Annotated in this window: 26 protein-coding genes and 1 tRNA gene; 18 read left to right on the top strand and 9 right to left on the bottom strand. The window is 65.9% G+C overall.

Annotation, left to right across the window (positions count from 1 at the left end):
• Nucleotides 1–7: 7 nt before the first annotated feature.
• From OXF11_18805 to OXF11_18780, 6 genes are all read left to right on the top strand, one after another.
• On the top strand, nt 8–766 hold the full coding sequence (locus tag OXF11_18805; GenBank protein ID MCY4489146.1) for a hypothetical protein: 759 nt from the start codon (nt 8–10) through the stop codon (nt 764–766).
• A 69-nt stretch (nt 767–835) separates the two neighbouring features.
• Nucleotides 836–1,954 carry an amidohydrolase family protein gene (locus OXF11_18800; protein ID MCY4489145.1) on the top strand — a complete coding sequence of 373 codons (1,119 nt, stop codon included), beginning with the start codon at nt 836–838 and terminating at the stop codon, nt 1,952–1,954.
• Between the two features lie 10 nt (nt 1,955–1,964).
• Nucleotides 1,965–2,174, top strand: a complete 210-nt coding sequence (locus OXF11_18795; GenBank protein ID MCY4489144.1) for a hypothetical protein — start codon at nt 1,965–1,967, stop codon at nt 2,172–2,174.
• A complete protein-coding gene (locus OXF11_18790; protein ID MCY4489143.1) occupies nt 2,158–2,922 on the top strand; it encodes an SDR family oxidoreductase in 765 nt (254 codons plus the stop codon). Before OXF11_18795 ends, OXF11_18790 begins: the two co-directional genes overlap by 17 nt.
• Nucleotides 2,923–2,930: 8 nt before the next feature.
• Nucleotides 2,931–4,298, top strand: coding sequence for a UbiD family decarboxylase (locus tag OXF11_18785; GenBank protein MCY4489142.1), 1,368 nt, complete (start codon nt 2,931–2,933; stop codon nt 4,296–4,298).
• 384 nt (nt 4,299–4,682) lie between these two features.
• A complete protein-coding gene (locus tag OXF11_18780) occupies nt 4,683–5,198 on the top strand; it encodes a ComF family protein (GenBank protein MCY4489141.1) in 516 nt (171 codons plus the stop codon).
• Here the strand turns inward: OXF11_18780 and OXF11_18775 are convergent.
• A complete protein-coding gene (locus OXF11_18775; GenBank protein MCY4489140.1) occupies nt 5,173–6,558 on the bottom strand; it encodes a cytochrome P450 in 1,386 nt (461 codons plus the stop codon). The genes OXF11_18780 and OXF11_18775 overlap by 26 nt on opposite strands.
• A gap of 158 nt (nt 6,559–6,716) precedes the next feature.
• Between OXF11_18775 and OXF11_18770 the strand changes: the two genes are divergently transcribed.
• From OXF11_18770 to OXF11_18750, 5 genes are all read left to right on the top strand, one after another.
• Nucleotides 6,717–7,319, top strand: a complete 603-nt coding sequence (locus OXF11_18770; GenBank protein ID MCY4489139.1) for a phosphoribosyltransferase family protein — start codon at nt 6,717–6,719, stop codon at nt 7,317–7,319.
• Between the two features lie 99 nt (nt 7,320–7,418).
• The gene (locus OXF11_18765) at nt 7,419–8,984 is read left to right on the top strand and encodes an ABC transporter ATP-binding protein (GenBank protein MCY4489138.1); all 1,566 of its coding nucleotides are present in this window, start codon (nt 7,419–7,421) and stop codon (nt 8,982–8,984) included.
• Entirely contained in the window at nt 8,981–10,126 is a 1,146-nt protein-coding gene (locus tag OXF11_18760) for an ABC transporter permease (GenBank protein ID MCY4489137.1), read from the top strand. The genes OXF11_18765 and OXF11_18760 overlap by 4 nt, the downstream gene beginning before the upstream one ends.
• Nucleotides 10,123–11,043 carry an ABC transporter permease gene (locus OXF11_18755; protein ID MCY4489136.1) on the top strand — a complete coding sequence of 307 codons (921 nt, stop codon included), beginning with the start codon at nt 10,123–10,125 and terminating at the stop codon, nt 11,041–11,043. The genes OXF11_18760 and OXF11_18755 overlap by 4 nt, the downstream gene beginning before the upstream one ends.
• Nucleotides 11,044–11,085: 42 nt before the next feature.
• The gene (locus OXF11_18750; protein MCY4489135.1) at nt 11,086–12,153 is read left to right on the top strand and encodes a BMP family ABC transporter substrate-binding protein; all 1,068 of its coding nucleotides are present in this window, start codon (nt 11,086–11,088) and stop codon (nt 12,151–12,153) included.
• Nucleotides 12,154–12,234: 81 nt separating this feature from the next.
• On the opposite strand, the gene OXF11_18745 is transcribed toward OXF11_18750, so the two are convergent.
• Nucleotides 12,235–12,309: transfer RNA gene (locus tag OXF11_18745), tRNA-Arg, on the bottom strand.
• A 120-nt stretch (nt 12,310–12,429) separates the two neighbouring features.
• A complete protein-coding gene (locus tag OXF11_18740) occupies nt 12,430–13,380 on the bottom strand; it encodes a P1 family peptidase (GenBank protein ID MCY4489134.1) in 951 nt (316 codons plus the stop codon).
• 382 nt (nt 13,381–13,762) lie between these two features.
• On the opposite strand from OXF11_18740, the gene OXF11_18735 reads away from it, so the two are divergent.
• Nucleotides 13,763–14,179: a type II toxin-antitoxin system VapC family toxin gene (locus OXF11_18735; protein ID MCY4489133.1), complete on the top strand. Its 417-nt coding sequence runs from the start codon at nt 13,763–13,765 to the stop codon at nt 14,177–14,179.
• A 125-nt stretch (nt 14,180–14,304) separates the two neighbouring features.
• Entirely contained in the window at nt 14,305–15,537 is a 1,233-nt protein-coding gene (amrB, locus tag OXF11_18730; protein ID MCY4489132.1) for an AmmeMemoRadiSam system protein B, read from the top strand.
• An 84-nt stretch (nt 15,538–15,621) separates the two neighbouring features.
• Here the strand turns inward: amrB and OXF11_18725 are convergent, their stop codons facing one another.
• A complete protein-coding gene (locus OXF11_18725) occupies nt 15,622–15,837 on the bottom strand; it encodes a ferredoxin (GenBank protein ID MCY4489131.1) in 216 nt (71 codons plus the stop codon).
• A 127-nt stretch (nt 15,838–15,964) separates the two neighbouring features.
• Here OXF11_18725 and OXF11_18720 point away from each other — a divergent pair, with 127 nt between their 5' ends.
• Entirely contained in the window at nt 15,965–17,788 is a 1,824-nt protein-coding gene (locus OXF11_18720) for a VWA domain-containing protein (GenBank protein MCY4489130.1), read from the top strand.
• Between the two features lie 342 nt (nt 17,789–18,130).
• On the opposite strand, the gene OXF11_18715 is transcribed toward OXF11_18720, so the two are convergent.
• The gene (locus OXF11_18715) at nt 18,131–19,303 is read right to left on the bottom strand and encodes an FIST C-terminal domain-containing protein (GenBank protein ID MCY4489129.1); all 1,173 of its coding nucleotides are present in this window, start codon (nt 19,301–19,303) and stop codon (nt 18,131–18,133) included.
• A 156-nt stretch (nt 19,304–19,459) separates the two neighbouring features.
• Between OXF11_18715 and gloB the strand changes: the two genes are divergently transcribed.
• The 3 genes from gloB to OXF11_18700 all read left to right on the top strand — a co-directional run bounded on the left by gloB (nt 19,460) and on the right by OXF11_18700 (nt 21,737).
• Nucleotides 19,460–20,230: a hydroxyacylglutathione hydrolase gene (gene gloB / locus OXF11_18710; GenBank protein ID MCY4489128.1), complete on the top strand. Its 771-nt coding sequence runs from the start codon at nt 19,460–19,462 to the stop codon at nt 20,228–20,230.
• Between the two features lie 114 nt (nt 20,231–20,344).
• Entirely contained in the window at nt 20,345–21,211 is an 867-nt protein-coding gene (locus OXF11_18705; protein ID MCY4489127.1) for a fumarylacetoacetate hydrolase family protein, read from the top strand.
• 46 nt (nt 21,212–21,257) lie between these two features.
• A complete protein-coding gene (locus OXF11_18700) occupies nt 21,258–21,737 on the top strand; it encodes a PaaI family thioesterase (protein MCY4489126.1) in 480 nt (159 codons plus the stop codon).
• Between the two features lie 273 nt (nt 21,738–22,010).
• Here the strand turns inward: OXF11_18700 and OXF11_18695 are convergent, their stop codons facing one another.
• From OXF11_18695 to OXF11_18685, 3 genes are all read right to left on the bottom strand, one after another.
• On the bottom strand, nt 22,011–22,712 hold the full coding sequence (locus OXF11_18695; protein MCY4489125.1) for a CDP-diacylglycerol O-phosphatidyltransferase: 702 nt from the start codon (nt 22,710–22,712) through the stop codon (nt 22,011–22,013).
• Nucleotides 22,713–22,751: 39 nt separating this feature from the next.
• Nucleotides 22,752–23,354 carry a glutathione S-transferase family protein gene (locus tag OXF11_18690; protein ID MCY4489124.1) on the bottom strand — a complete coding sequence of 201 codons (603 nt, stop codon included), beginning with the start codon at nt 23,352–23,354 and terminating at the stop codon, nt 22,752–22,754.
• An 88-nt stretch (nt 23,355–23,442) separates the two neighbouring features.
• Entirely contained in the window at nt 23,443–24,411 is a 969-nt protein-coding gene (locus tag OXF11_18685) for an NAD(P)-dependent oxidoreductase (protein ID MCY4489123.1), read from the bottom strand.
• A gap of 52 nt (nt 24,412–24,463) precedes the next feature.
• Between OXF11_18685 and OXF11_18680 the strand changes: the two genes are divergently transcribed.
• Nucleotides 24,464–25,204, top strand: a complete 741-nt coding sequence (locus OXF11_18680; protein ID MCY4489122.1) for a rhomboid family intramembrane serine protease — start codon at nt 24,464–24,466, stop codon at nt 25,202–25,204.
• Between the two features lie 46 nt (nt 25,205–25,250).
• Here OXF11_18680 and arfB read toward each other — a convergent pair whose 3' ends face one another.
• Nucleotides 25,251–25,670, bottom strand: a complete 420-nt coding sequence (gene arfB, locus OXF11_18675; protein ID MCY4489121.1) for an alternative ribosome rescue aminoacyl-tRNA hydrolase ArfB — start codon at nt 25,668–25,670, stop codon at nt 25,251–25,253.
• Nucleotides 25,671–25,759: the final 89 nt, after the last annotated feature.

Genomic DNA, 25,759 nt, shown 5'->3' with positions numbered 1-25,759 from the left:
ACGCAAGATGGATTACGGCAAGGCATTGGAACGGCTGGCCGAGGGCTACGGCAAGGCCGAGCGGGAAGTCGTCGGCGCCTACTTCGGCACGCCGCACACACCCGCGGACCACATCCCGTGGCTCAAGGCCCAGGCCTTCAAGGAATACTCGGCCATTCAGCCCCTGGTGCACGCCCTCGACAAGCTCTACCCGCAGCTCGACCGGCAGGTGGACCGCCACGACTACGAGGAGCTGTGCCACAAGCTCGGCGACGAGATGAGCCACGCGCGCCTGATCATGGATTTCCTGGAGGAGTTGACCGGGGAGCGGCTCACGCAGAAGGACCTGACGTGGCTGCCGGAAGACCGCAAGCTCGCCGAGGTGCGGGCGCGCTACTCGCGCAGCTATGCCGGGCTGCTGCACGGCTCGGAGCGCATCACCACCAGCGAGATACAACGGCGCGACGAGGCCCTCGAGCGCGCGGCCATCACCCTGACCGAAGGGGGCGGCGGCGCGTTGTACGAGGTGTGCCGCCACCTGAAGGGGAGCCGCCCCAACCGGCGGATCGCGTCCATCTTCGGCCGCATCCACCGGGACGAGACCAAGCACAGCGACGCCAACGAGCTGGAGACGCTGGTCAAGACCCGCAAGGACCACGACCGCGCGCGGCGCATCCTCGCCGACGTATCATCCCAGCGTCTGCGCATGCGCAACGAACAGTTCGGATTCCCGCTGAGCAGGAGCGAGCTCCGAACGCTGGAGCGGGAGTGCACACGGCCGGCATAGCCGGTGGTATCGGGCGCGGCGCAGGGCGGGCCTGACCGCCGGCCCGCGTCAAACAACGAGGAGGTTACCGTGAGCACGGATGCAATGCCGGTCATCGACATGGACTCGCACGTCGAGGAGCCCAAGGAGGCCTGGGATCACCTCGACTCGAAGTACGCGGATCGGAAGCCCTTCCCCGTGGTGGCCGAAGACCTGCCGCAACTGGGGGGCATCAACGCCTTCTGGTACATCGACGGCACCGTTTACCCCAAACCCATGGGGCGGGGAAACCTCGTGTACGGCACTCCCATCGAGATGCGCTTCGCCACCCAGAAGGAGTTCACCATCGGCTCCCAGACCATGACCGACATCCCCGCCCGCCTGAAGGACATGGACGCGGTGGGCATCGACGTCCAGGTGGTGTTCTCCACGGTGTTTCTCCAGCCGGTGACCGACGACCTCATGTTCGAGGCCGCGCTCATGCGCAGCTACAACACCTGGATGGCGTCGGCCTGCGCGGAACGCCCGGACCGTATGAAATGGGGCGCCATCCTGCCCATGCGGGACCCGCGGCTGGCCTTGGATGAGCTCAATCGCAGCCTCAAGCTGGGCGCCTCGGTGGCCGGCATCTACGGCACCGTGGGCGAGACCATGCTGCACGACCTTTACTACGACGAGTTCTTCGCCGAGGTGGAGCGGTTGGGCGTGCCCCTGGCCATCCACGCAGGCTGGAGCCATCCCGGTATCACCCGCAGCATGGACGATGTCTCCGGCTCCCGCGCCATCGGCTTTACCCTCCCGGTCATGATGGGATTCTACAGCTTCCTGGGCGGCGGCATCCTGGAGAGGCACCCCCGCCTCAGGGTCGCCTTCATGGAGATCGGGGTGCAGTGGCTCCCCTACCTGGTGCAACGCATCGATCACTACCATCACGCCGACAGCGCCCTGGGCCTGCCGTTGCCGGTCAAGCAACCGGTTTCCGAAACCCTCAAGCAGAGCGACGTCTACTTCACACCGGAGGCGGATGAACTCTTCCTGCCCCAGGTGGCGGAGTACGTCGGCGAGGACCGGCTGCTGTTCGAGGGCGACATGCCCCACGCCGAGGCCCGGGAGGGCGCCAAGGGGGAGCTGCTGGAGCGGGAAGACCTGTCGGAAGAGCTCAAGTGGAAGATCCTGAGCGTCAACGGCCGGCGGTTCCTGAACCTGTGACGGAAGCGGCATGACTCCCGAAACGCTGGCGGACAAGGTACTGGAGCGGCTGAAGGACGGGCCGCTCCATTTCGAGGACATCCTGCTGGAGTTCAAGGACACACCCTATCGCGTGATGCTCCAGGCCTGGGGCCGATTGCGGGAAGCGGACTGTCTGGACCGGGAGATCGAGACCGGGCGCTACATCGCCAAGAGGACCGAACATGTCGCAGGACTTTGACGGCAAGGTCATCATCGTCACCGGCGCGGCCCGGGGCATCGGCCGTGTTTACTCCACCGAGTTGGCCAAGGCGGGGGCGAAGGTGGTGGTGTCGGACATCCTGGACGGGGAGCCTTGCGCTTCCGAGATACGGGAGCAGGGCGGAGACGCCTTCTTCGTCACGGCCGACGTCACCAATGAAGAGAGCGTCAAGGCCATGGCCGCGGCGGCCCACGACCGCTACGGCCGCATCGACGGACTGGTGAACAACGCGGCGATCTTCGCCGACGTCCGCTATGCTCCGTTCGACGAGATCAGCGTGGCCGAGTGGGACCAGGTGATGGATGTGAACGTCAAGGGCGTATGGCTGGCGTCGCGCGCGGTCTACCCCTACATGAAGGCGCAGGGTTCCGGAAAGATCGTGAACATCGCCTCCGGCGTGCCCTTCAAGGGTATCCCCGTGTACATCCACTACACGGTGTCCAAGGGCGCGGTGGTGGCGCTCACGCGCACCCTGGCCCGAGGTACCGGAAAGGACGGCATCTGCGTCAACGCCGTGGCGCCCGGACTGACCCGCAGCGAGAGCCTGCTGGAGGTGCGCGGCGGCCTGGTGGACGAGGACGACGTGCCCCAGATCCAGAGCCGCGCCATCCCCCGCAGCCAGTATCCCGAGGACATTGTCGGCGCGGTGATGTTCTTCCTCTCGGACGCCGCGAACTTCATTACCGGGCAGACGCTGTTGGTGGACGGCGGCTCCTACATGCACTGAGACATCCCATGAGCCAAGCGGACAGATTACCGTACCACGACATGCGCGGCCTGCTGGCGTTGCTGGAGGCCGAGGGCGAGCTCCGGCGCATCACGAAGCCGGTGGAAGCCCGTTACCTCAACACGCTGCTGGCACAGGCCGACACCGCGCTGCTCATGGAGAACGTCGAGGGCTACGGCATGCCGGTGGTGGGTGGGCTCGTAGGCTCACGCCGGCGGGTGGCGCTGGGACTCGGCTGTGACCAGCGGGAGCTGGGACGCAAGTTCATGGAGGCCCTGGACAACCCGGTCGAGGCCAAGGTGGTGGAGGCCGGTCCGGCCCAGGAGGTGGTGAAGATCGGCGACGAGGTGGACCTCACCGAGCTGCCCATTCCCTTTCAGCACCGGAAGGACGGCGGCCCGTATCTTTCCGCCGGCATCTCCGTGTCCAAGGACGCCGCCGGACGGCGCAACGCCGGCTGCTACCGGCTCATGTACCGCACCTCGCGGGAGACCAGCATCGACTTGGTATCGCCGTCGGACATGCGCTTCAGCTACGAGGCGTCGCTCAGGCGCGGCGAGCCTTTGCCCATCGCCGTCGCATTCGGCACCGGCACGCCCGAGATCATCGCGGCCGCCTACAAGGCGCCGCCGGGCTACGACGAGTTCGCCGTGGCGGGCGCCCTCTACGGCCGGCCGGTGCCGCTGGTGAAGTGCAAGACCGTGGACCTGGAGGTGCCCGCCCACGCGGAGATGGTCCTGGAAGGGGAGATTTCCACCGACGGCTGGACCATCGACGAGGGGCGCTACGGCGACTTCACCGGCCACCAGTGCTCGATCCGCTGGAACCCTGTCTTCAAGGTCAAGGCGGTCACGCACCGGAAAGACCCGATCCTTCAGACCATCCTGATGCCGTGGGAGAACGACTGGCTGGAGGCGCCGCCGCTGGAGGCCGCGGGATGGCGCGCGCTGCGCGAAGCCAGCATCAGGACCGTCGCGGTCTACGCCACCCCGGGGAGCGCCTGCTACTGGCACCTCTACGCCGCCATCGACAAGCGCCCTGGGGAAGGGAAGAACGCGCTGCTGGCGCTGATGTCGCTCCACGCCATCAAGCTCGTGCTGGTCACCGACGGCGACGTGGACCTCACCGACCCCATGGCGGTGGAGCGCGCCATGGCCTTCCGGGTCCAGCCCGACGAGGACGTCATCATCGTCTCCGGCGCCCGCGGCAAGCACCTCGACCCCACCCTCAAGGCTTCCCGCCTTCCCAAGGGCGCCCTCCCCACCACCTCCAAGATGGGCATCGACGCCACCATCCCGGACGACGTCGACCCCGCGGAGTACGAGCTGCTGGAATATCCGTTCATGGACGAGGTCAAGCTGGAGGACTACCTGTAGCGCCCGCGGGGCCGCGCCTCCGTTCCATTTTCGGATGTAACTCTTGGCCAACACAGATGGTTTATCCTGACGGCGCTAAAGAACTCCGCCTGGACGCCGATCCTATCCTATGTGGACAAGGCAGATTCGCGCGATTCCCGATGGCCGGGAAGATGGGTCCGTCCGGTGTTCGAGGCGGTGCTGGACATCGTGTTTCCACCATCCTGCATCGGTTGCGAGGCGTGGCTCCCAGCGACGACACCCGGCGCCTTCTGCTTCCCGTGTCTTGACCGGATCCAACTTGCCCGGCCGCCGTTCTGTCCGCGCTGCGGGCGACCCTATCCGCACGATTGGCGGGGCGATCATCTGTGCGGCGGTTGCCTGCTGCGGCCACCGGCCTTTTCCATGGCTCGGAGCTGGGGGTGCTATCCGCGGGAATCGGACGCGACGCACCCGCTGCGACAGGTGATCCACCGTTTCAAGTACGGCCGGCAGGCTTCTCTCGGCAAGCCCTTGGGGCGGCTCATGGCGCGAGCGTGCCAGCCCTGGGAGGGGGATTCCGGCTTCGATCTCATCATTCCGGTGCCGTTGCATCCACGGCGGCTGCGCTGGCGCGGCTTCAACCAGTCCGTCCTGCTGGGACGGGAGGTAGGGCGTGGCTGGGGCGTCACCATCGATCCCTTCGTCCTGACGCGAAAGACCGAGACGGCCCCGCAAAGCACGTTGAGTTTGCGGGAACGCGGGCCGAACGTCAGAGGCGCCTTCGCCATCGCCCCGGGCCGTGCCGTCGCGCGGACGCGCGTCCTGCTCGTGGACGATATCTACACCTCCGGGGCCACCCTCGACGAGTGCACCCGTGTGCTGTTGCACGCGGGCGCGCGCGAAGTGCGGGCACTCACCCTGGCGCGGACGGTTTCCTGAGATGCATCGACGTCCGCCGGTTCAGGGTCGCCACCATGCCGTACCGCGGCCTCAGCGTGACCTTGGCGGTGGTTTCGATGGGGTGGCCGGGGACCATGTGGACGTTGAACCGCTGGAGGATCTGGGCCAGCACCAGTTGGGTCTCGAGCATGGCCATGGCGGCCCCGATGCAGGTGCGCGGTCCGGCGGCGAAGGGCAGGTAGGAGAAGGGGTGGTGGCCTTCGGTGGCGTTGCGGTCGAAGCGTTCGGGATCGAAGCGTTCGGGGTCGGGCCAGAACTCCGGATGCCGGTGGAGGGAGTAGGGCACCACGGCAACATAAGCGCCGGCGGGGAGCAGACGGCCGTTGAACTCCTCCTGTTGCTCCGCCCGCCGTGAATAGCTCCACACCGGCGGATACAGGCGCATGGATTCCTGCACCACCTGTTTCAGATACGGGATCCGCGGGAGGTCGTCGGCCGTGGCGGGGGCGCCGTTCAGGGTCGCGGCCAGGCTTTCGACCAGCCGCTCCTCTACATCGGGACGCGTGGACAGCAGATACAGAGTCCAGGCCAGGGCGTTGGCCGAGGTCTCATGGCCGGCCAGCATCAGCGTCACCACCTCGTCGCGCAACTGCTTCTCGTCCATTCCCTTGCCGGTCCCCTCGTCGAGCGCGTGGATCATGCGGTCGAGGAGGTCGTCGTCGCCCGCGCCGCGGCGCCGGCGCGCCCGTATCAACCCGTACACGATTTGGTCGAGCCGCTTCATCGCGCGTCGCCACTTGAGGTTGTAGGGGGTGGGGACCCACGAGCACAGGGTCATCAGGGCGCGGATCTCAAGGGTGTTCAAGTTGGCCACCTCGAGGATCTCCGCGATCTCCTGGCCGTGACGGTCGAGGTCGATGCCGAACAGCGTTGCGCCGACGATCCGGAACGTCAACCGGCTCATTTCCTGGTCGATCCGGAGAGTTTCTCCTCCGGTCCGGGTCTCCCACTCATCCATCAAGGATGACGTCAGCGCGTTGATGCTCGCGTCGAAGCCGTTGACCCGGCGGTTGCCGAACATGGGCTGGATGAGGTTGCGCTGCTGCGCCCAGTGGGGGCCGTCGTTGGTGACGAGGCCGTTGCCCATGACCTGCGCCAGCACGCGGTAATCGAGGATGCGCTTGGAGAAATGCCGGTAGTCCCGTGTCAGGACCGGGCGAATGAAGTCCGGATGGTTGAGCAGGTAGACATCCCGGAATCCACGCCAGCGCATGAAATCCCCGTGCGTCCGGAGCAACTCGTGCAACAGGACGTGCATTTCCGCGCCCAGATGGAGCATCTGGTGGAACCGGGCCGTTGAGGGCGGAGGCCTGAGCGGGGCGGCTGTCTTGCCGTTCATGGACACACGGACAGTTTAGCGGCAGGTCATCGGTGCATCAAGCGGGGTCTCTCCGTCCCTGTTTGCACCATTTCGGTTTTCCGATAAAAGGGGGTAAACGTTCTGTAACTCGCGCTGATTTCGGCGCACTCAAGCACATCTGTGGAGAGGAACCGTCGATGGCCGAGTATCCCGTCGAGCCCGTATCCCATACCGAGCCCGCGACCACCCGGAAGGCCTATATCAGCGCCCAGTCGCTGCTCGAGGATTCCTTCCGGCTCGGGATGCAGATCCTGGAGAGCGGCTTCCGTCCGAGCTTCATCGTCGGCATCTGGCGCGGCGGCACGCCCGTGGGCATCGCCGTGCAGGAGTTGCTCGACTACTTCGGCGTCGAGACCGATCACATCGCCATCCGCACCTCCTTCTACAAGGGCATCGGACGGACGGATTCCCGCATCCGCGTGCACGGCATGCAGTACATCATCGACAACGTCGAGGCGGACCAGGGTCTGCTCATCGTCGACGATGTATTCGATACCGGCCTCAGCATCGAGGCGGTGCTCTCGCATCTCAAGCGCAAATCCCGCCGAAACGCCCCCGTGGACAGCCGCGTGGCCACGGTGTACTACAAGCCCGGCAACAACCGCACCGAGCGCGAACCCGACTACTACGTGCACAAGACCGATCACTGGCTGGTGTTCCCGCACGAGCTCCACGGATTGACACGGGACGAGATCATCAAGCACAAGCTCGGTGTCACGCCCTTCATGCCGCGGCTGTGACGCGCGCATTTCGGGGTTGCATCCCCGGACAACACCATATATAGTGCGTGCCCGTCTTCACCAACGCTTCATATTGTAGGACCAGACGGAACCGCGATCATGGAAGACACGCACGACGGCGCCCGTGGCGGCCATCTTCTCGAAGCCGAGGAGATCGTCAAGCGCTTCGGAGACTTTGCCGCCAATGACCGGATTTCGCTGCGGCTTCGTCCGGGCGAGATCCACGCGCTGCTGGGCGAGAACGGGGCCGGCAAGTCTACCCTGGTGAAGATCATCTACGGCTCGCTGCAGCCCACCGCGGGGCGGCTGCGCTGGCGCGGCGAGGCGGTCACGGTGCCGAACCCGGCGGCGGCGCGCCGTCTGGGCATCGGCATGGTCTTCCAGCACTTCTCCCTCTTCGACGCCCTCACCGTGGTGGAAAACATCGCCTTGGCGGTGCCGAGACCATTCGACCGGGAAGCGCTGGCCGAGCGCGTCGCCCGGGTGTCCGAGGAGTACGGCCTGCCGCTGGACCCCAAGGCGCTGGTGGCGGACCTGTCCGTGGGAGTGCGCCAGCGCATCGAGGTGGTGCGCTGCCTCTTGCAGGAGCCGCGGCTGCTGATCATGGACGAACCCACCGCGGTCCTCACGCCCCAGGAGGCGCGGGAATTGTTCGTCACCTTGCGGCGGCTCGCGGACGAGGGTTGCGCGGTGCTCTACATTTCGCACCGCCTGGAAGAGGTGCGCGAGCTCTGTCACGGCGCCACCATCCTGCGTCATGGCCGGGTCGTGGCCCAGGTGGACCCGGGCGCCGAGACCGCGGCGTCGCTGGCGCGGCTCATGGTGGGGGCGGACGTGCAGTCCGTGAGCGCGGCGGCACGCGAGTCGTCCGGGGTCGCGGCGCTGACCGTCACCCGTCTGTCCCTGCCGGCCGCCGGACCTTTCGGAGTGCCTTTGCGCGACGTGTCCCTGGAGGTGCGCAGCGGCGAGGTCACCGCGGTGGCGGGGGTGGCCGGAAACGGTCAGTCCGAGTTGTTCGAGGTGCTGTCGGGCGAACGGCCGTCGCCTAGCCCCGAGACGGTCACCATCGCCGGTGAAGCGTGCGGCGTGCGCGACATCACCGGGCGGCGGCGCCTGGGCGCCGCGTTCGTACCCGAGGAGCGGCTGGGGCACAGCGCCGTTCCCGGTTTCGGCCTGGGGGACAACGTGCTGCTGACGCGCCACGCCTCGGGCGACGGCCTCGTGCGCACCGGCTTCATCAGCGCTGGACGCGCCCGCGCCCTGGCGGCCCGAGTCACCAAGCGCTTCGACGTGCGCTTCAGCCGCCAGGACCAGGAGGCCAACGCCTTGTCGGGCGGCAACCTCCAGAAGTTCGTGGTGGGACGCGAGCTGGACCGAAAGCCTCGGGTACTGGTCATCAACCAGCCCACCTGGGGTGTCGACGCGGGCGCTGCCACGCTTATCCGGCAGGCGCTGGTGGACCGCGCGCGGGAGGGCGCGGCCGTGCTGGTCATCAGCCAGGATCTGGACGAGATCTTCGAGATCGCCGACCGCATCGCGGTCATCTCTCGCGGTACCTTGTCGGAAGCCTATCCGGCGGACGGCATCGATCGGGAGCGCATCGGCATGCTCATGGCCGGGGCGTACGCGGCCAGTCCCGCGCCGGACCCGGACGCACGCACGTGAGACTGGTGCTGGAGAAGCGCCCGGAGCGCAGCCGGGCGATGCAGATCGCCTCTCCGCTCCTCGCCGTGGCTCTCACCGTCCTCTTCGGCTGCATCCTCTTCGCCGCCCGCGGCATCGATCCGCTGCACGCCATCTACGTCTACTTCGTCGGACCCCTGACCACGCTGTGGTCCATCGAGGAACTCATCGTCAAGGCCACGCCGCTGGTGCTGATCGGCGCGGGCCTGGCCATCTGCTTCCGTGCCGACCTGTGGAACATCGGCGCCGAAGGCCAGTTCATCGCCGGCGCCTTGGCCGGGTCCACCATCCCCATCCTGGCGCCTCAATGGGACTCGGCCCTGGCCATCCCCGCCATGCTGCTCCTGGGCATGCTCGGCGGCATGGCGTGGGCGGCGGTGCCGGCGCTTCTGCGCAACCGCTTCGGCGCCAACGAGATCCTCACCAGCCTGATGCTGGTGTACGTGGCGCAATACCTCCTGGACTGGCTCGTGCGCGGACCGTGGCGCGACCCGCAGGGATTCAACTTTCCCAAGTCCATCAGCTTCAACGACTGGCATCTGCTGGCCACCTTCGGCGACGGACGGGTGCATCTCGGCGCGGTCTTCGCCCTCGTCGCGACGGCGCTGCTGGCCGTGTTCATGGCGCGCACGCTCATGGGCTTCGAGATCCGGGTGCGGGGAGAAGCCCCGCGCGCGAGCGCCTTCGGCGGCTTTTCCGTGCCCGGGACCACGTGGCTGTGCTTCGGCATCTCGGGCGCCCTTGCCGGGCTGGCGGGCATCTGCGAGGTGGCCGGTCCCGTCGGACAGCTCCAGCCCACCATCTCGCCGGGCTACGGGTTTACCGCCATCATCGTGGCGTTCCTCGGACGGCTCAACCCGCTGGGAGCGCTGTTCGGCGGGCTGGTGCTGGCCATCTGCTACCTCGGCGGCGAGGCCGCCCAGGTGGAGCTCTCCATCTCGGAGAAGACCGCCCAGGTGTTCCAGGGTACGCTGCTGTTCCTCATCCTCGCCTGCGACACGCTGATCCGTTGCCGCGTGCGGCTGGAGCGGGGACCGAAGGCATCCTCGTCGGCGGAGGGGGCGGCGCCGCTGGGGCTTGGCGACGCCGGGTCGCGCACGGCGAACGAAGGGGCCACGCGGTGAACGCCCTGGAAGCGATCCTGCTCACCATCGTCACGGCGTCGACCCCGCTGTTGCTGGCGGCGGTGGGGGAGTTGGTGACGGAACGTTCCGGGGTGCTCAACCTCGGCGTCGAGGGCATGATGATCATGGGCGCGGTCACCGGCTTCGCGGCCGCGTACACCACCGGCTCGGCCGCGGTCGGCGTGGCCGCGGCCATCGGAACCGGCGTCGCCATGGCGCTGCTCTTCGCCTTTCTCACCCAGACGCTGGCGGCCAACCAGATGGCCACGGGCCTCGCCCTCACGCTCTTCGGCATCGGCCTCTCGGGGCTCATCGGGCAGCCCTTCACCGGACTGCCGGGCGTGAAGCTCGGAGCGGTCCACATCCCGGGGCTGAGCGACCTGCCGCTCATCGGTCCGGTGCTCTTCGCCCAGGACGTGCTCGTGTACGCCTCCCTGGCCATCACCGCGGCGGTGGCCTGGATGTTCAAGTGGACGCGCCCGGGGCTGGTGATCCGCGCCGTCGGCAGCAACCACCATTCCGCCCACGCGTTGGGCTTTGACGTGGCCGGGGTGCGCTACCGCTGCATCGCCTTCGGCGGCGCCTGCGCCGGATTGGCCGGGGCCTACCTGTCGCTGGTCTACACCCCGCAGTGGATCGAGAACATGACCGCCGGACGCGGGTGGATCGCGTTGGCCCTGGTGGTGTTCGCCACCTGGACACCGGCCCGCGTGGCCGTGGGCGCCTATCTGTTCGGCGCCGTTTGGATCATGGGCCTCTACGCCCAGGGGGTCGGTGTCGCCATCCCGCCTCAGTTCCTGGCATCGTTGCCGTATCTGGTGACCATCGCCGCACTGCTGGCCATTTCCGGCAACCGTATCTTGACGAAAGTGAATACACCTGCTTGTATCGGTCAAACATTCGTGCCCGACCGTTAGACTCAACTGAACCGTACCTTTCACCCATCCGGAGGAGGAGAAATGAGAAAGCTCATCGTGCTGGCCGCCGTTCTTGCCCTGTCCCTCGTTACCGCATCCGCGTTCGGGGCGGACCCCTTGAAGGTCGGCTTCATCTACGTCGGCCCCATCGGCCATCACGGCTGGAGCTACCAGCACGACCAGGGCCGCCTCGCGGTCGAGAAGGCCCTGGGCAAGCAGGTGAAGACCCTCTACATCGAGAAGGTCGCCGAGGGTCCGGACACCGAGCGCGCCATCACTCGATTGGCCCGCGAGGGCGCCGGCCTGATCTTCACCACCTCCTTCGGGTTCATGGACCCCACCATCAAGGTGGCCAAGCGCTTCCCGAAGGTCATGTTCGAGCACGCCACCGGTTTCAAGCGCGCCAAGAACGTCGCGACCTACTCGTCGCGCTTCTACGAGGGCCGCTACGTTATCGGGCAGATCGCCGCCAGGCTTTCAAAGAACGGCGTCGCCGGTTACATCGCGTCGTTCCCGATCCCGGAGGTGGTGCGCGGCATCAACGCCTTCATGCTCGGCGCCCAGTCCATCAACCCCGACTTCAAGGTCAAGACGGTGTGGGTGAACTCCTGGTTCGATCCCGGCAAGGAGGCCGACGCCGCCAAGGTGCTCATCGGCCAGGGCGCGGACATCCTTTCCCAGCACACCGACTCCACGGCCCCCATGCAGATCGCCGGCGAAAAGGGCATCAAGGCGTTCGGCCAGGCGTCCGACATGATCAAGTTCGGCCCCAAGACCCAGCTCACATCGATCATCGACGACTGGAACCCCTACTACGTCCGGCGTACCAAGGCCGTGCTCGAAGGGACCTGGAAGTCCACCGACACCTGGGGCGGCATGGACACCGGCATGGTCGGCATGGCTCCCTACACCAACATGCCCGCCGACGTCGCCGCCATGGCCAAGGCCACCGAGGAGAAGATCCGCTCCGGCAAGATGCACGTCTTCGCCGGCCCCATCCACAAGCAGGACGGCTCCCTGGCCGTCGCCAAGGGCAAGAACCTCGACGACGGCACGCTGCTGGGCATGAACTGGTACGTCAAGGGGATCGACGACAAGCTGCCGAAGTAGAGGAGATCGGATACGCACCGGCCGGTCGCGAGGTGGTTTTCGTGCCCGCCCAAGGACAACGTGGCGGCTGAAAGGGTGGGGTGGTGCGCCCGCCAGGAATCGAACCTGGACTTAGGGTTCCGGAGACCCTCGTGATGTCCTTTTCACTACGGGCGCGTGTCTTCTGTTTACCAGACAGGGCGGCTGCCTCTCAAGTCTCTGGGGTGCCGTATCCGGTTTCCGGGCCGTTTACCTTGTAAATCTTCCACTTATTGGATGATTTGCAAGGTATTTCCTTTATTTCCCTACAGAGTCGAGGATGGCCCGCGCCACGACTTCCGCGGCCAGGATGCCGACTTCATTGACGTCGGCTTTACGTTTGCCGGTGGATAGGGCGAAGAGGGTGTCGCCGTCGTGAAGGGTGTGGGCGGGGTGGATGGCGCGGGCGATGCCGTCGTGGGCCATGGATGCGACGATGTTGGCTTCGACCGACGAGAGGGCGGCGTCGGTGGCGACCACGCCGATGGTGGTGTTGGTGCCGGGCGTAGCGGGGCGGCGCGCGCGAGGCGCGTCCGGCGCTGCGTCGGCCGTGCGGCGGGTGTCCTCGTCCGCAGCGCCGGCGACCATCTCGCCGGTGGCGGGATCGACGATGCCGCCCACGGCGTTTACGACCACCAGGGCGCCTACCGTGACACCGTTGGGAAGTTTGGCGCGGGCCGAGCCGATGCCGCCGTCGGTGCGGCGCAGGCCGGGGGCTTTGCCGACGGTGGCACCGGTGCCGGCACCGACGCGGCCGGTGGGCACGGCCTTGTCGCTGGCGGCCTTGCAGGCGCGGTAGCCCATGGCCTTGTCCGGGCGTACGCGCGGGTCGCCGACGCGGAGGTCGTAGATCACGGCGGCGGGGACGATGGGGACGACACCGTGAGCCGTGGGGAAGCCGGCGCCGTGCTCTTCGAGAAAACGCATGATTCCCGCGGCGGCATCGAGCCCGAAGGCGCTGCCGCCGGTCAAGAGAATGGCGTGGGCCTGTCCCACCAACCGTCCCGGGCGGATGGCGTCGGTCTCGCGCGTGCCGGGGGCGAATCCGCGCACGTCGACGCCGCTGGCGGCGCCTGCCGGGCAGAGCACCACCGTGCAGCCGGTGCGTGCGCGCCGGTTGGTGGCATGACCCACCTGAATACCCCGCACCGCGGTAATGGTGTTGTTCTCCATGGTTGCTGCGTCGCGTCCGCCCAACGGCTTGTTCACCTCACGCTTGCGCGGCTCCGACTCTACCAGAGTTGACGGTGGGTCGCACCTGACTGGGGCGTGACCGAAATAGAGGTGGGACGCTCGTCGGTCTGAGGCGGAGCTTCGCTGGGAAATGATTTGACATGTGCAAAACATGCAAGCATGTTTGTTTCATGTCCAAGATGATCCAGCTACGAAATGTTCCCGATGAGCTACACCGGATTCTCAAGTCGAGGGCTGCGTTGGCCGGGACGTCGCTTTCGGACTATTTGATCGCGGAACTCGGACGTCATGCCGAGCATCCGACCCTGGAAGAGTTGTTCCGAAGGCTCCGGAGTCGAGCGCCTTTTCGTCCAACCCTCACCCCAGCGCAAATTATCCGAGAAGAACGGGACAAGCCTTGATCGTCGTTGACGCCTCGGCCCTCTTGGCCCTACTCCTGAACACGCCCGGGGCGTCGGACATCGAGAAACGGCTCGTGGAGGCTTCCGAGTCCCTGCATGCGCCGCACCTCATCGATCTTGAGGTAACCCACGTCCTTCGGCGGTACGTGTCCATCGGCGAGTTGACAGCGCAACAAGGAGATGAAGCGTTGACGGAGGTCAGTGATTTCCGGATTACCCGTTATCCGCACTACCCCTTTTTGCCACGCATTTGGGCACTTCGTCACAACGTCACTGCCTATGATGCTGTTTACCTGGCTCTCGCAGAGTCCCTCCCCGCACCCTTGATTACCTGTGATGCCCGGTTGGCCGCAGCTCCCGGTCACCAAGCCACTATCGAGACGTTCGACACCTACGGCACTGAAGTGACGTAGTGCCCTGACTCACTCTGAGCGAAGGCTGTCCTTAGCGTGACTTGTTCGCGCAACACTTCCGCTACGGTTTGTGGTAGGCTCTCGTCGGTCCGAGGCGGAGCCTCGCTAGCCTGTAACCTGTTCCCATGAGCGACGACAACCCCACTCTGCGTCCGTGTCTTCGTTATGTCGACGTTTTCCCTGTTCCCGCGGAGCAGGGAAGGCAGGACTTCGGCATCCGTGACCCTCAGCACTTCAGCGACATGATCCTGCGTCTGCGCCCCGAGGCGGCGTACGCGCTGCGGTTCTTCGACGGCGAGCATACGCTGCCGGAGATCCAGGCGGCGTACCGCGAGGCTTACAACGTGGAGTTTCCGCTGGAGCTGCTGGAGCAGCTTTGCGAGACCCTGGACGAAGGCTACTTCCTGGCCAGCGACAACTTCAGGCGCCACTACCAGCGATTGGTTGACGCATTCGACGGGTCCCCGGTCCGGGAGGCGTTTCACGCGGGCATCAGCTACGACGAGAGCCCGGTGTCGCTGAAAGAGGGACTGGACCGGTTGTTCGAGCCGCCGGAAGGGCCGGGGTTGCCGGGCGAGCGGAGCGCGGCGCGGAACGTGCCTGGAATCGTCGTGCCGCACATCGATCTGCGGCTGGGGGGCCACGCCTACGCCTGGGCGTACAAGGAACTGGCCGAGGCGGAGCCGCCGGAGCTGTTCGTCATCCTGGGAACGGGTCACAACGCGTTGCGGAACCCCTACGCGTTGACCTGCAAGAGGTTCGCCACGCCGCTGGGAGAGGCCCCGGTGGACGCCGACTTCGTCGCCCGCCTGAGTGAGCTTCACGACGGCGATCTCTTCGCGGACGAGTTGGCGCACCGGTCCGAGCACACCATCGAGTTCCAGGTGCTGTTCATTCAGCAACTCTTCGGCAACGCGGTCCCCATCGTGCCGGTGCTGTGCTCGTTTTCGTACGCCGAGCCGGGGAACGGGCCGGCGGGCGAGTCCATCGAGCGCTTCACCGAGGGGCTGCGGGAAATCATGGCGGACGACGGCCGCCGCATCTGCCTTGTCGCCAGCGCGGACCTGGCCCACGTAGGGCCGCGTTACGGCGACCCCGACGGTTTCAGGGCCGATGAGTTGGAGGAGGTCAAGCGCAGGGACGTGGAAATGCTGCGCCACGTGGAGAAGGTGGATCCGGAAGGGTTCCGCGACTATCTGGCGCAGGAAGACGACCGGCGCCGGATCTGCGGTTTCTCGCCCATCTACACGATGCTCATGGCGATGGAGGCCGAACGCGGCCGCCTCGTGGCCCACGACCACGGCGAGATGGACCCGGTAGGATCGATCTGCAGCTTTGCCAGCGTCGTGTTCGAGTGAGCGGGCGCGCGTGCTTCGCCGGGCAGACGGTTCCGGCGCGGCAGCCAGCGGATCCGGCTCCGGGCGGGACGCTGCACAGTGACGCTACGACTCGGGAAAGAGCGTGTTGCCGTCGTCGTCCTCCACCGTGATGGCCTTGGTGGGGCAGATCCGGGCCGCGAAGACGATCTTGTCCTGGGTGTCGCCGTCGGGGTCCGCCACCTCCGCGATAAAGCGCTCGTTCATCTTGAAGACCTTGGGCGCTGCCTGGACGCATTTCTCGTGACCGTCGCACTTCGTGTTGTCCACCGTAACCTTCATGTTCCCTCCGGGATGAGTCTGGATGTCCCTTCTATAACGAACTCGGCGGCGCCGTTCCACCGGCCCTGCCCCCGGTGCGTTTTCGTTGTTGCAGTGCCGGAAGCGCCTGCGATATAGTGAACGTGGCATGCGGATCCATCGCTACACGCCCTGGGACGGCTCCCAGGTGGTTCGTTTCCCCACCGCCAACGACCTGCTCAAGCAGCTCTCGGATACGTTTCTGGAAGAAGAGGGCGTGCGCCGTGCGCTCCGGAGCCTGATGCGCCGGGGCTTCGAGTCCGAGGACGGCGAGCGTTCGGTGCAGGGGCTGCGCGACCTGCTGCAGCAGGCGGAGGAACAGAAGCAGGAACTCCTCAACAAGTACTCTCCCGATTCCTTCAAACTCTCGCCCGAGGAAAGCGAGGCCCTGAGCCGAAAACTAAACGAGCTGGCGGAGAAGCTGGAAGCGTATCAAGAGCAGATGCGCAACTTCATGGAGCGGCTGTCCGGGCGCTACGCCGACAACATGGACGAGCTGGCCGAGAGGATGCGCCAGGCCCAGGAACGCTACCAGCAGCTCAAGGAGCGCCTGGGCGAACAGATCGAGCAGCGCTCCATGCAGCAGCCGCAGAATCTCACGGGGCCGGGCGCGCCGGACCTGTCACAGATGCTGGACCGGCTCAGCCGGCTGCTGGAGGACGAGAACTTCCTCAAGAACCTGCCCAACATGCTCGACGCCGCGGTGGAGGACCTCGACAACCTTCTGGAGAACCTCGATTCCCTGAGCCAGCAGGAGTTGCAGCAGCTAAGCGACGCCATGTCCCAGATGGAGCAGCTCGAGCAACTGATGAACCAGTACCCCTTCCAGGGAAGCCAGCGCATGGGTATGGGGGAGGCCGGGCAGGTCCTGGGGCAGCTCCGCGGCCTGGAGCAGTTTCTGCGCTGGGGCCGCCGCGGGCTCGGCGACGTCTCGGACCTCGACCTGGAAGCCATGCGCGAGCTGCTGGGCGAGGAAGCCTACGAACAACTCAAGTACCTCCAGGGCGTCGAGCAGATGATGGTGGAGGCGGGCTACCTCGTGCGCACGGGAAGCGGCGTGCGCCTGAGCCCGAAGGGCATGCGCCAGCTCGGCGACAAGGCCCTGAAAGAGATCTTCCAGCTCATGAACAAGAACCGCTGGGGGCAGCACGCCAGCGCCAAGATCGGCAACCAGGGCATGCGGCTGGAGGACACGCAGCGCTACGAGTACGGCAACCCGCTCAACATCGACATCCGCAAGACCCTCATGCAGTCGCTGGAGGAAGGCCGCACCGGAGTTCCGGTACGGATCGAGCCCAGGGACTTTCAGGTGTACCAGCACGAGTTCTCCACCGACACCGAGACCGTGCTGCTCATCGACGTCAGCTACTCCATGCTGATGAACGATGCGCTGCACGCGGGCAAGAAGGTGGCGCTGGCGCTGAACCGGCTCATCGAGACCAAGTTCCCGCAGGATGTGCTTCACCTGGTGGCGTTCCGTTCCAACGCCAAGATCATCCGCACCGAGGACCTGCCCTCCATCGTCGCCATCACGTACTTCATGGAGCACGGTACCGATATCAAGGAGGCCTTGAGGTTCTCGCGGCAACTGCTTGGAAACAATCGCGCCACCAACCGTCAGATCATCCTCATCACCGACGGGGAGCCGACCGCCTGCAACGTCGATCGGGGCGGCCGCCTGCACAGCGGCTGGGGCTCGGCACTGCTGCACGAGCGCATCGTGCGCGAGACTCTCAAGGAGGTGCGGCGCTGCACCCAGAGCGGCATCCGCATCAACACCTTCATGCTCGGCATGGACTACTACCGCATGGGCTTCGTGGACCGCCTCACCCGGATGAACACGGGCCGCGTCTTCTACACCTCGCCGGACGAGATCGGCAACTACATCGTCGTCGACTACCTCGCCAACAAGCGCAAGCGCCTGCGAAGCTGACCCCGCTCCACCCCTGGATTCCCGCTTCCCAGGCTGTGTCAAAACGTCGTCCGGACAAGAATTGGCGCCACTCCCCCAAGTCGTCATTCCCGCGAAGCAGGCTGTGTCAAAACTCCATCTGAGAGAGGCAACAACCCCCTGAATCGTCATTCCCGCGAAAGCGGGAATCCAGGGGTGGGGAGGCGGGGAAACGCCGCTGTGCGCCCCACCACCACCCCTGGATTCCCGCTTTCGCGGGAATGACGACTCGGGGGGGTGGCGCCAATTCTTGCCCGGACGACGTTTTGACACAGCCTGCTTCGCGGGAATGACCGTATCGGGGGGTGACGGGCAGACAGGAGGTCAGTCGGTCACCAGCGCGAGCACGCCGGTGTAGGTGAGCAGGTGGTTGCCGCCGGCCATGGGGCCGATCTCGTAGTTGCCGAAGAAGCCGATGACCGGCACATCGGCCAGCGCGTGCTTGATGTAGGCCGTGTCGATGCCGGGCACGCCGTACAGGCCGCTGCCGCGCGCGCAGCAGTTGAAGTAGAGCCCGAGCCGCGGCGTCCTTCCTTCCAGCCGCGCCGTCTGCCGTTCCAGCATCTGCCGGAGGTCCTCCCGCGCGCGCTGCCCGTCCCGCAGCGTAAAGATCAGCGCCTGCCCGGCTTCCACGGGTTGGGCTACCGCCAGGATGCCCCTCTGCGCGTCCAGGCCGATAATGTTGCGCACGAGATACTGTCCGGGTTCGATCTCGGTCTGCAGCGGGTCCGGCGAGAGTCCCACGAACACGAACGCCAGCGCGCGGCGGAGGTCCTGCTGAAAAGGTTTCCCGATGAGGTCCACGAACACCTCGAAGGCGGGGCGGTCGTTGATCTCGAAGATGAGGTTCTCGTGGGCCTTCGTGATGACCATGGGCTCGCCCACGGGTTGGCAGCCTTGGGTCAGCTCGACCGCGGTGGTACCGGCACCCGACAGCGCGAAGCCTACCACGCTGTTGCTGGTCACCCGGTCCTCGTAGAACTGGTAGGTGCGGCCGTGGCTGCCGTTCTCCGACGCGCCCGCGCCCACCACGGGACTCGCATGGCCGGCGCTGGCCATGCCCTCCAGCAGGGTGTCGGGGCGGCTTCGGTAACCGTCGGCCAGCAGCACGGTCAGGGAAGGGGAATCGGCTCCCACGGCGTTGGCGATGTCCTGGCCCGCCGCCGCGTCATTGCCCTTGAGGGCATCCCGGATGAAGGGGCGCGCCCGCAGGGTGTCGGAAGCCAGCGCCATCACGGCCACGCCGGAGTCCCCCTCGATCTCGCCGCTGTCCGTCAGGATGCCCAGGCCGCTGCAACCCACGACGTTGCGGGTGCCGGTGATGCGCTGGAGCGCGGCCAGCTCCTGCTCCAGCCCTCCGGCGTGGTCGACCGTGGCGTAGAGCACCGCCAGGTCGGCGTTACGGTCCGGAAGGCCGGCCATGGCGCCTCTGGCGGCCTCCTCGATGGCTGCATGGGTCTCGGATTGCGACGACTGTCCGACTCCGGCTTTGAGCATGAGTTCAGGGTAGGCAAACCCGTGCCGCAGGTCAATCGTGGCGCCACGGTCGACCCGCGGGCGGTTGGTCGGCGAAGTCTCGGCCGGGCTTTCGCCCGAAAGGCGGCAAGGTCCCGCCTATGGTCCGGGCCTCCCCGTTTTGCTATAAAGGCGCGCATGAGAATCGTTCAGATACCGCTGCTAAGGGACAACTACGGTTACCTCCTGGTGTGCGAGAAGACCAACAAGGCGAGCATCGTGGACCCCTCCGAGGGCGAGCCTGTCTGGCGTACGGTGCAGGAGGAAGGGGTCGATCTCGTGGCGATCCTCAACACCCACCACCACCGGGACCACACCGGCGGAAACGAGTATCTCCTCCGGCAGAAGCCCGATCTGAAGGTGTTCGGCGCCAAGGTGGACGAGCACCGCATCCCGGGCATCACGCATCGGCTCATGGAGGGGGACGATATCGAGGTTGGGGAAGAGGGCGGGAACGTTCTGTTCATTCCGGGCCATACCATCGGGCACCTGGGCTTCGTGTTCCCGGGAAGGCTCTTCAGCGGAGATGCCTTGTTCGCCGGCGGCTGCGGCCGGGTCTTCGAGGGAACCGCCGAGCAGATGACCTCCTCCCTGGGGAAGCTTCGCGACCTTTCCGGTGACACCTTCGTCTACTGCGGCCACGAGTACACCGAAAAGAACCTCCAGTTCGCGCTGACGGTGGAACCCGGCAACGAGGATGTCCGCCGGCGGCTGGAGGCGGTGCAGGCACTCCGGTCCAAGGATCAGTTCACGGTTCCCTCCCGCCTGGACGACGAACTCGCGACCAATCCCTTCCTCCGCTGCGAAAGCGACGAGATCAAGAAGGGGTTGGCCGACCGCTTCCCGGGAGTCGGGACGGACCCGGTTTCCGTGTTCGCCAAGGTACGGGAACTCAAGGACGCCTACTAGGATCCGAGTTCCCCCCTCGCCCCGCCTGGATTCCCGCTTCCGCGGGAATGACGAATCGGGGGGAGGGGGTAGATTTCGGGCTCAAGCGACGCCCCGAACCCAGGGAGGTATTGGATGCGGTTTGCGACTCTCAAGGACGGTACCGTGGCCGCGGTCAAATCAGACGATGGGTTGGTGTCATTGGACGGCGTCTGTGGCTCGATGCTCGAGCTGGCGGCCTCCTATGAAGAGAGCCGTGAGGCCATCGAGCGCGCCGTCGCGGAAGGGACTCCGGTCACCCTCGACGCCACGCAGCTCGCCGCCCCGGTGCCGGCGCCTTCCAAGATCTGGGCCGCGGCCGGCAACTACCACCGCGGCAGCGCGAACCTCGCAAACGCCGGCGGACGCGGTCAGGCGGGCCAGAGATCCCCGGACGAGTTGCTGGAACACATCTTCCTCAAGCCGCCGTCCGCGGTCGTCGGTCCGGGCGACGACATCGTCATCCCGGCCAACGCCGAAACCATCTTCCCGGAGCTGGAGTTGTGCGTCGTCATCGGCCGGGAGTGCCGGGATCTTTCCGAGGACGAGGCACTGGACGCCGTATTCGGTTACAGCGTCATCCTGGACGTTACCGCACGGGGATACGGGTCAGGCAAGAATCTCATGGGCACCCGCTGCGTGCGCAAGGGTTTCGACACCTTCGCGCCGGTGGGACCGTGGATCGTGACCCGCGACGAGATACCCGATCCGCAAGCCCTGGAGATGCGCCTGTGGGTCAACGACGACCTGCGGCAGTCCGCCGGCACCGGCGGCATGATCAACGGCGTGGCGCGGCTGGTGAGCTACCTGTCGCAAGTGGGAACCCTCAAGCCCGGCGACCTCATCGCCAGCGGCAACCCGGACTCCCCGGACTTCCAGCAGCAACTGGCGGCGGGCGACGAGCTGGTGGCGGAGATCGCAGGAGTCGGGCAGCTCCGGCTGGGAGTGGCGCGCGCCGGATAGTCGGTGCGGCGCCGGCGGCGACCCGGCCCACCAAGGGGGAGGATGGATGACCGAGGACTTGCCCTTCCAGGATCAGGGCGCGACGACCCTGTGTTACGGCTGCGGACCGGCCAACGAGCAGGGGCTCCAGGTCAAGAGCCACTGGGACGGCGATGACGCCGTGTGCACGTGGACCGCGCAGCCGCACCACTCCGGCGGCACGCGCGAGGTGGTGAACGGCGGTGTCATCGCGACCCTCCTTGACTGCCACAGCCTCAACCTCGCCATCGCCCGTGCCTACCGGGACGAGCAGCGTCCCATCGGCAGCGCGCCGCGGGTGTTCTTCGTCACCGCCAGCATGAATATCAACTACCGCCGCCCGACCCCTCTCGGGAAACCCCTGGAGTTGCGCGCCACCCTCGGCAAGGTCGAGGGGCGCAAGACCGTCGTGCGTTGTACGTTGAGCTGCGAACAGCAGTTGTGCGCCGAAGCGGATGTGCTTGCCATCCGCATCCACCGCGACGAGTCGGTGGAGCCCACGCGTTAGCGCAACCCCGATCCATCCGCTTCGCCCTGAGCCTGGTGTGATGTCTGGCTAGTGTCGTGTCCCGTAAATACCTGGCATAAGTTGCGCAGGATTTTTCGTCGTCGGCAAGGCGCGATGACGAGCAGTGGCGGGCACCACGCGAGGAAGACCCCGGGTCAAGGCCCGGGGTGACGTAACGCAGCCGACGGCGAAAAAGACCAGCAAATTATGCCAGGTATTTACGGGACACGACACTAGTTCGCATATTCAATATGCGAATCAACCAGCGCCGGGTCAGTGGCGCGAAATCGAAGGGCCGTGCCGCCAGTGCGACCAGAACGACAATCCGAGGTAATAGGCCGGGAAGAACAGCGAGGCCCAGGCCACGCCCGGCGGTGGGGTGGGCAGGTAGAATACGACCACGAAACAGAGCACTCCCCAAACAGCCCCCAACGTGATGGTCAGACCCTGGAGGAAGGCGTTCCGGCTCGGATAGATGTATCGGATGGGTACGAATACCATCACCGACAAGGAGATGACCAGGAACGCGTTGAACCAGGGGCTCAACTCCAGCACGAAGCAGTAGAACGCTACCACGTTCCAGTACGAGGGAAACCCCAGGAAGAAATGGTCCGGGGTCTTGGCGTCGGCCTGCGAGAAGCCGTACGCGCTCGCCAGGAGGGGCAGACACACGATCCACCACCCGTGGCCGGCGGGCAACAGCCCGGCCCAGAGGAATAGGAAGCAGGGGACGAAGACGTAGTTGAGGTAGTCGACGATGTCGTCCAGACGGGCGCCATCGACCCGTGGAACCAGTTCCTTGACCCGCGCCGCGCGAGCGAGAGTGCCGTCGGTCGCGTCGAGAACCAGCGCCAGCCCCATGAGCGCCAGTGCCTCGCGATAGCGGCCGCCGGCCACCAGCGCAACCGTGAACACCGCCACCGCCGCCCCGAGGGCCGTGTAGAGGTGCACCAGCCAGGCTAGCAACAATCGCAAGGGCAAGTGGGCAGGGAGAGCGCGGCTCCAGGGACGGCACTAGTTCTGTGTGGCGGAATAGCTTGCGCGGGTGCGCAACCGTCCGATCCAGCCGGTTACGTTCTTGAAGTCCGGATCCAAGGACACCTGGAAGCGTTCCAGCAGGGCGACATTGGGCATGTAGGCGATGTCGGCGAGGCTGAAGGAGCCCGCAAGATACTCCCGCCCCTGGAGTTGTGTGTCGAGCGCGGCGAACGCCCCCACGATATTCGCCTGCGTCTGGCGGATGAGCCCGCCGTCACGCTCCTCCTCGGGCTTTCGGTATTCGTGAATCAGGGTCACGAAGTGGGGATTGACGTGGTTGTCGCGGTAGTCTTCCAACAGGCGTGCGGCGGCGCGGTCTTCGGAGTCCGCGGGCAGGAGAGGCGGGTGCGGATACTCGTCCTCCAGGTATTCGTTGATGACGGTGGAGTCGTAAACCACGAAGCCGTCGTCATCGAGGGCGGGCACTTGCCCGAAGGGATGGATCTTGAGATACTCCGGGTCTTTCTGTTCCCGTTTCGTCAGGTCGATCACGACGCTTTCGAATTCCAACCCCTTCTCCAGCAAGGCGATCCGCACCTTCAAGGAGTTCGTCGAAGGTGGAAAATGGTAGAGTTTCATGCCGCAACCTCCTGATCGTCATCACCCCAGTCCCTTGTCGCGACGATAGCACAAACCGGGGGGCAGGACTACCGATGCCCGCCCGTCCTCAAACTTCCAACCCAAGCCTCCGGACGCTCTCGATATAGTCCGCGACGCCCCGCTCCAGGTCGTACCGCGGCGCGTACCCCAGTTGCTCTTTGGCCTTGGTAATATCGAACTTGCAGTAGCTCTGTTTGTAGCCCTCGCGGAAGTCGAGGCCGGGACCGATGTCGAGCCTGGCGTCCGGGAAGTGGCGTTTCAACTCGGCGGCGAAGTCCTTGAGGGTGACGCCCTGGGCGGTGCCGATGTTGAAGATCCATTGGGTCAGGTTCTCGGCGTTCAGCGCCAGCACGATGGAGTGCGCCACGTCGCCGACGTAAACGACATCGTTGCGCTGGTCGCCGCCGCGCGGGATCGTAAACCCGCGTCCGGCGATGGCGTCCTCGATGATCTTGCCGTAGAGAGCCAGGACACCGTGGCGCGCGAGCTTGCCCGGGCCGTAAATGGAGGGGTAGCGCAGGGCCACGAACTCGACGCCGTAGCGCTTGCGGTAGTAGTTGCCCAACGTCTCGGAGCAGACCTTGGTGACGCCGTAGATGTCGGCGGGGTTGGGCGGATGGGTTTCGTCCAGGGGGACGAAATCGGGGTCGCCGTGCTTGCCGCGGATCTCGCCGACGAAGGCGTTGGAGCTGGTATAGACCACGCGCCGAACGTCGCACGCGCGGGCCGCCTCCAGCACGTTCAGGGTCCCGTCCACGCCGATGGCGATGCCCAGGGAAGGGTTGGCCTCGGCCGGGCCGGGCATCAGCGCCGCCATGTGCACGATGTGGGTGATTCCGTGGGCCGACACCGTCTCGCGCAGCGCGGCACCATCGAGAATGTCGCCGGTGACCACGTCCACGTCGTCCGCGATGTCCGCGATCAGTGACGGGTCCACGCGGCTGTCCAGCAGCACGGGCCGCTGCCCCTGGGACACGAGAAGGCGAGCGGTGGCCGCGCCGTTCACGCCGGTTCCGCCGGTAATGAGAATCTTCATGCCCCACGCTTAGCGGCTTACGGCGCCCCATGCAATACGGTATATTGAAGGCATGATGTACCGGAACCAGCCCTCCTACGGCTCGTTCAGCTTCGGAGGTCCGGTAACGCCGGCGGTCAAGTGGCTGCTGATCGTCAACATCACCGTCTTCGTCTTTCAGCTTCCCTTCCTCGGCGGGCCCCCGCTCCTGTGGATCTTCGGTCTGGTCCCGCAGCTCGTGTGGAACCAGTTGCACATCTGGCAACTCTTCACCTACCAGTTCCTGCACTTCGGCCTGTTCCACATCCTGTTCAACATGCTCGCTCTGTGGATGTTCGGGTGCGACCTGGAACGGGCCTGGGGCACGCGGTTCTTCCTCAGGTACTACTGGGTCAGCGCGGTCGGAGGCGGTCTGTGCGTGCTGTTCCTGGAGCCGAACCAGGGCATTCCCACCATCGGGGCTTCCGCGGCCATCTACGGCGTGCTGCTGGCGTACGGGCGGCTCTACCCGAACAACGTCATCTACCTCTATCTGCTGTTCCCCATCCGCATGAAGTACTTCGTGCTCATCATCGGCGCCATCGCTTTCTTCTCGTCCATCAGCCCGGGCAACTCGGGTATTTCCCACCTCGGCCACCTGGGAGGCATGGCGTTCGGCTACGTCTACCTGAAATGGGGCCACATGCTGAACCCGAGGCGTTCATGGGCTCGGGCGCGGCACGAGTACTATCGCTTCAGGCTCGCGCGCCTGAAGCGGCGTTTCCGCGTCGTCGAGGGAAAGAAAAGAAACGACGAACCGCCAACGCTGCATTGAATCGGGGCGCCCGGACCGGCGGCGGAGCGTTCCCGCGAGGAGGGCGTCACTCCGCGATGTCGGGACGGCGCGACTTCTTGGTCTCGCCCCGCTTGCGCTTGTCGTCGAGGCGGCGCCGGCGCGATGCGGCGGTGGGCTTGGTGGGGCGGCGTGGAGGCGGCGGCTCCGCGGCCTTGCGGATCAGCGCGGCCAGACGTTCCAGCGCATCCTCGCGGTTGCGCGACTGGTCGCGGTAGCGCTTGGCCTCGATGGTCAACACCCCGCGCTTGTCCACCCGCGTGCCGGCGATCCGCCGCAGGCGTTCCCGCACGGCTTCCGGCAGCGACGGCGAATCGACGATGCTGAACCGGAGCTGGACCGCGCTGGCCACCTTGTTGACGTTCTGACCGCCGGGCCCCGAGGCGCGGATGAACCGCTCCTCGATCTCGTCTTCGTCCAGACTGATGCGGCTCGTAATGCGCAGCATCGGTGGTCTTGCCTCCGCTTTCGGAAATCCCGGCGCCGCTTCAGGCGCCATGTCCTTGTGTAACAGATCCCGGATAGAACATTCGAGGT

This window comes from Deltaproteobacteria bacterium, from assembly GCA_026712905.1.
Lineage (GTDB): Bacteria > Desulfobacterota > Binatia > UBA9968 > JAJDTQ01 > JAJDTQ01.
This window is presented reverse-complemented; position numbering and strand designations above follow the sequence as displayed.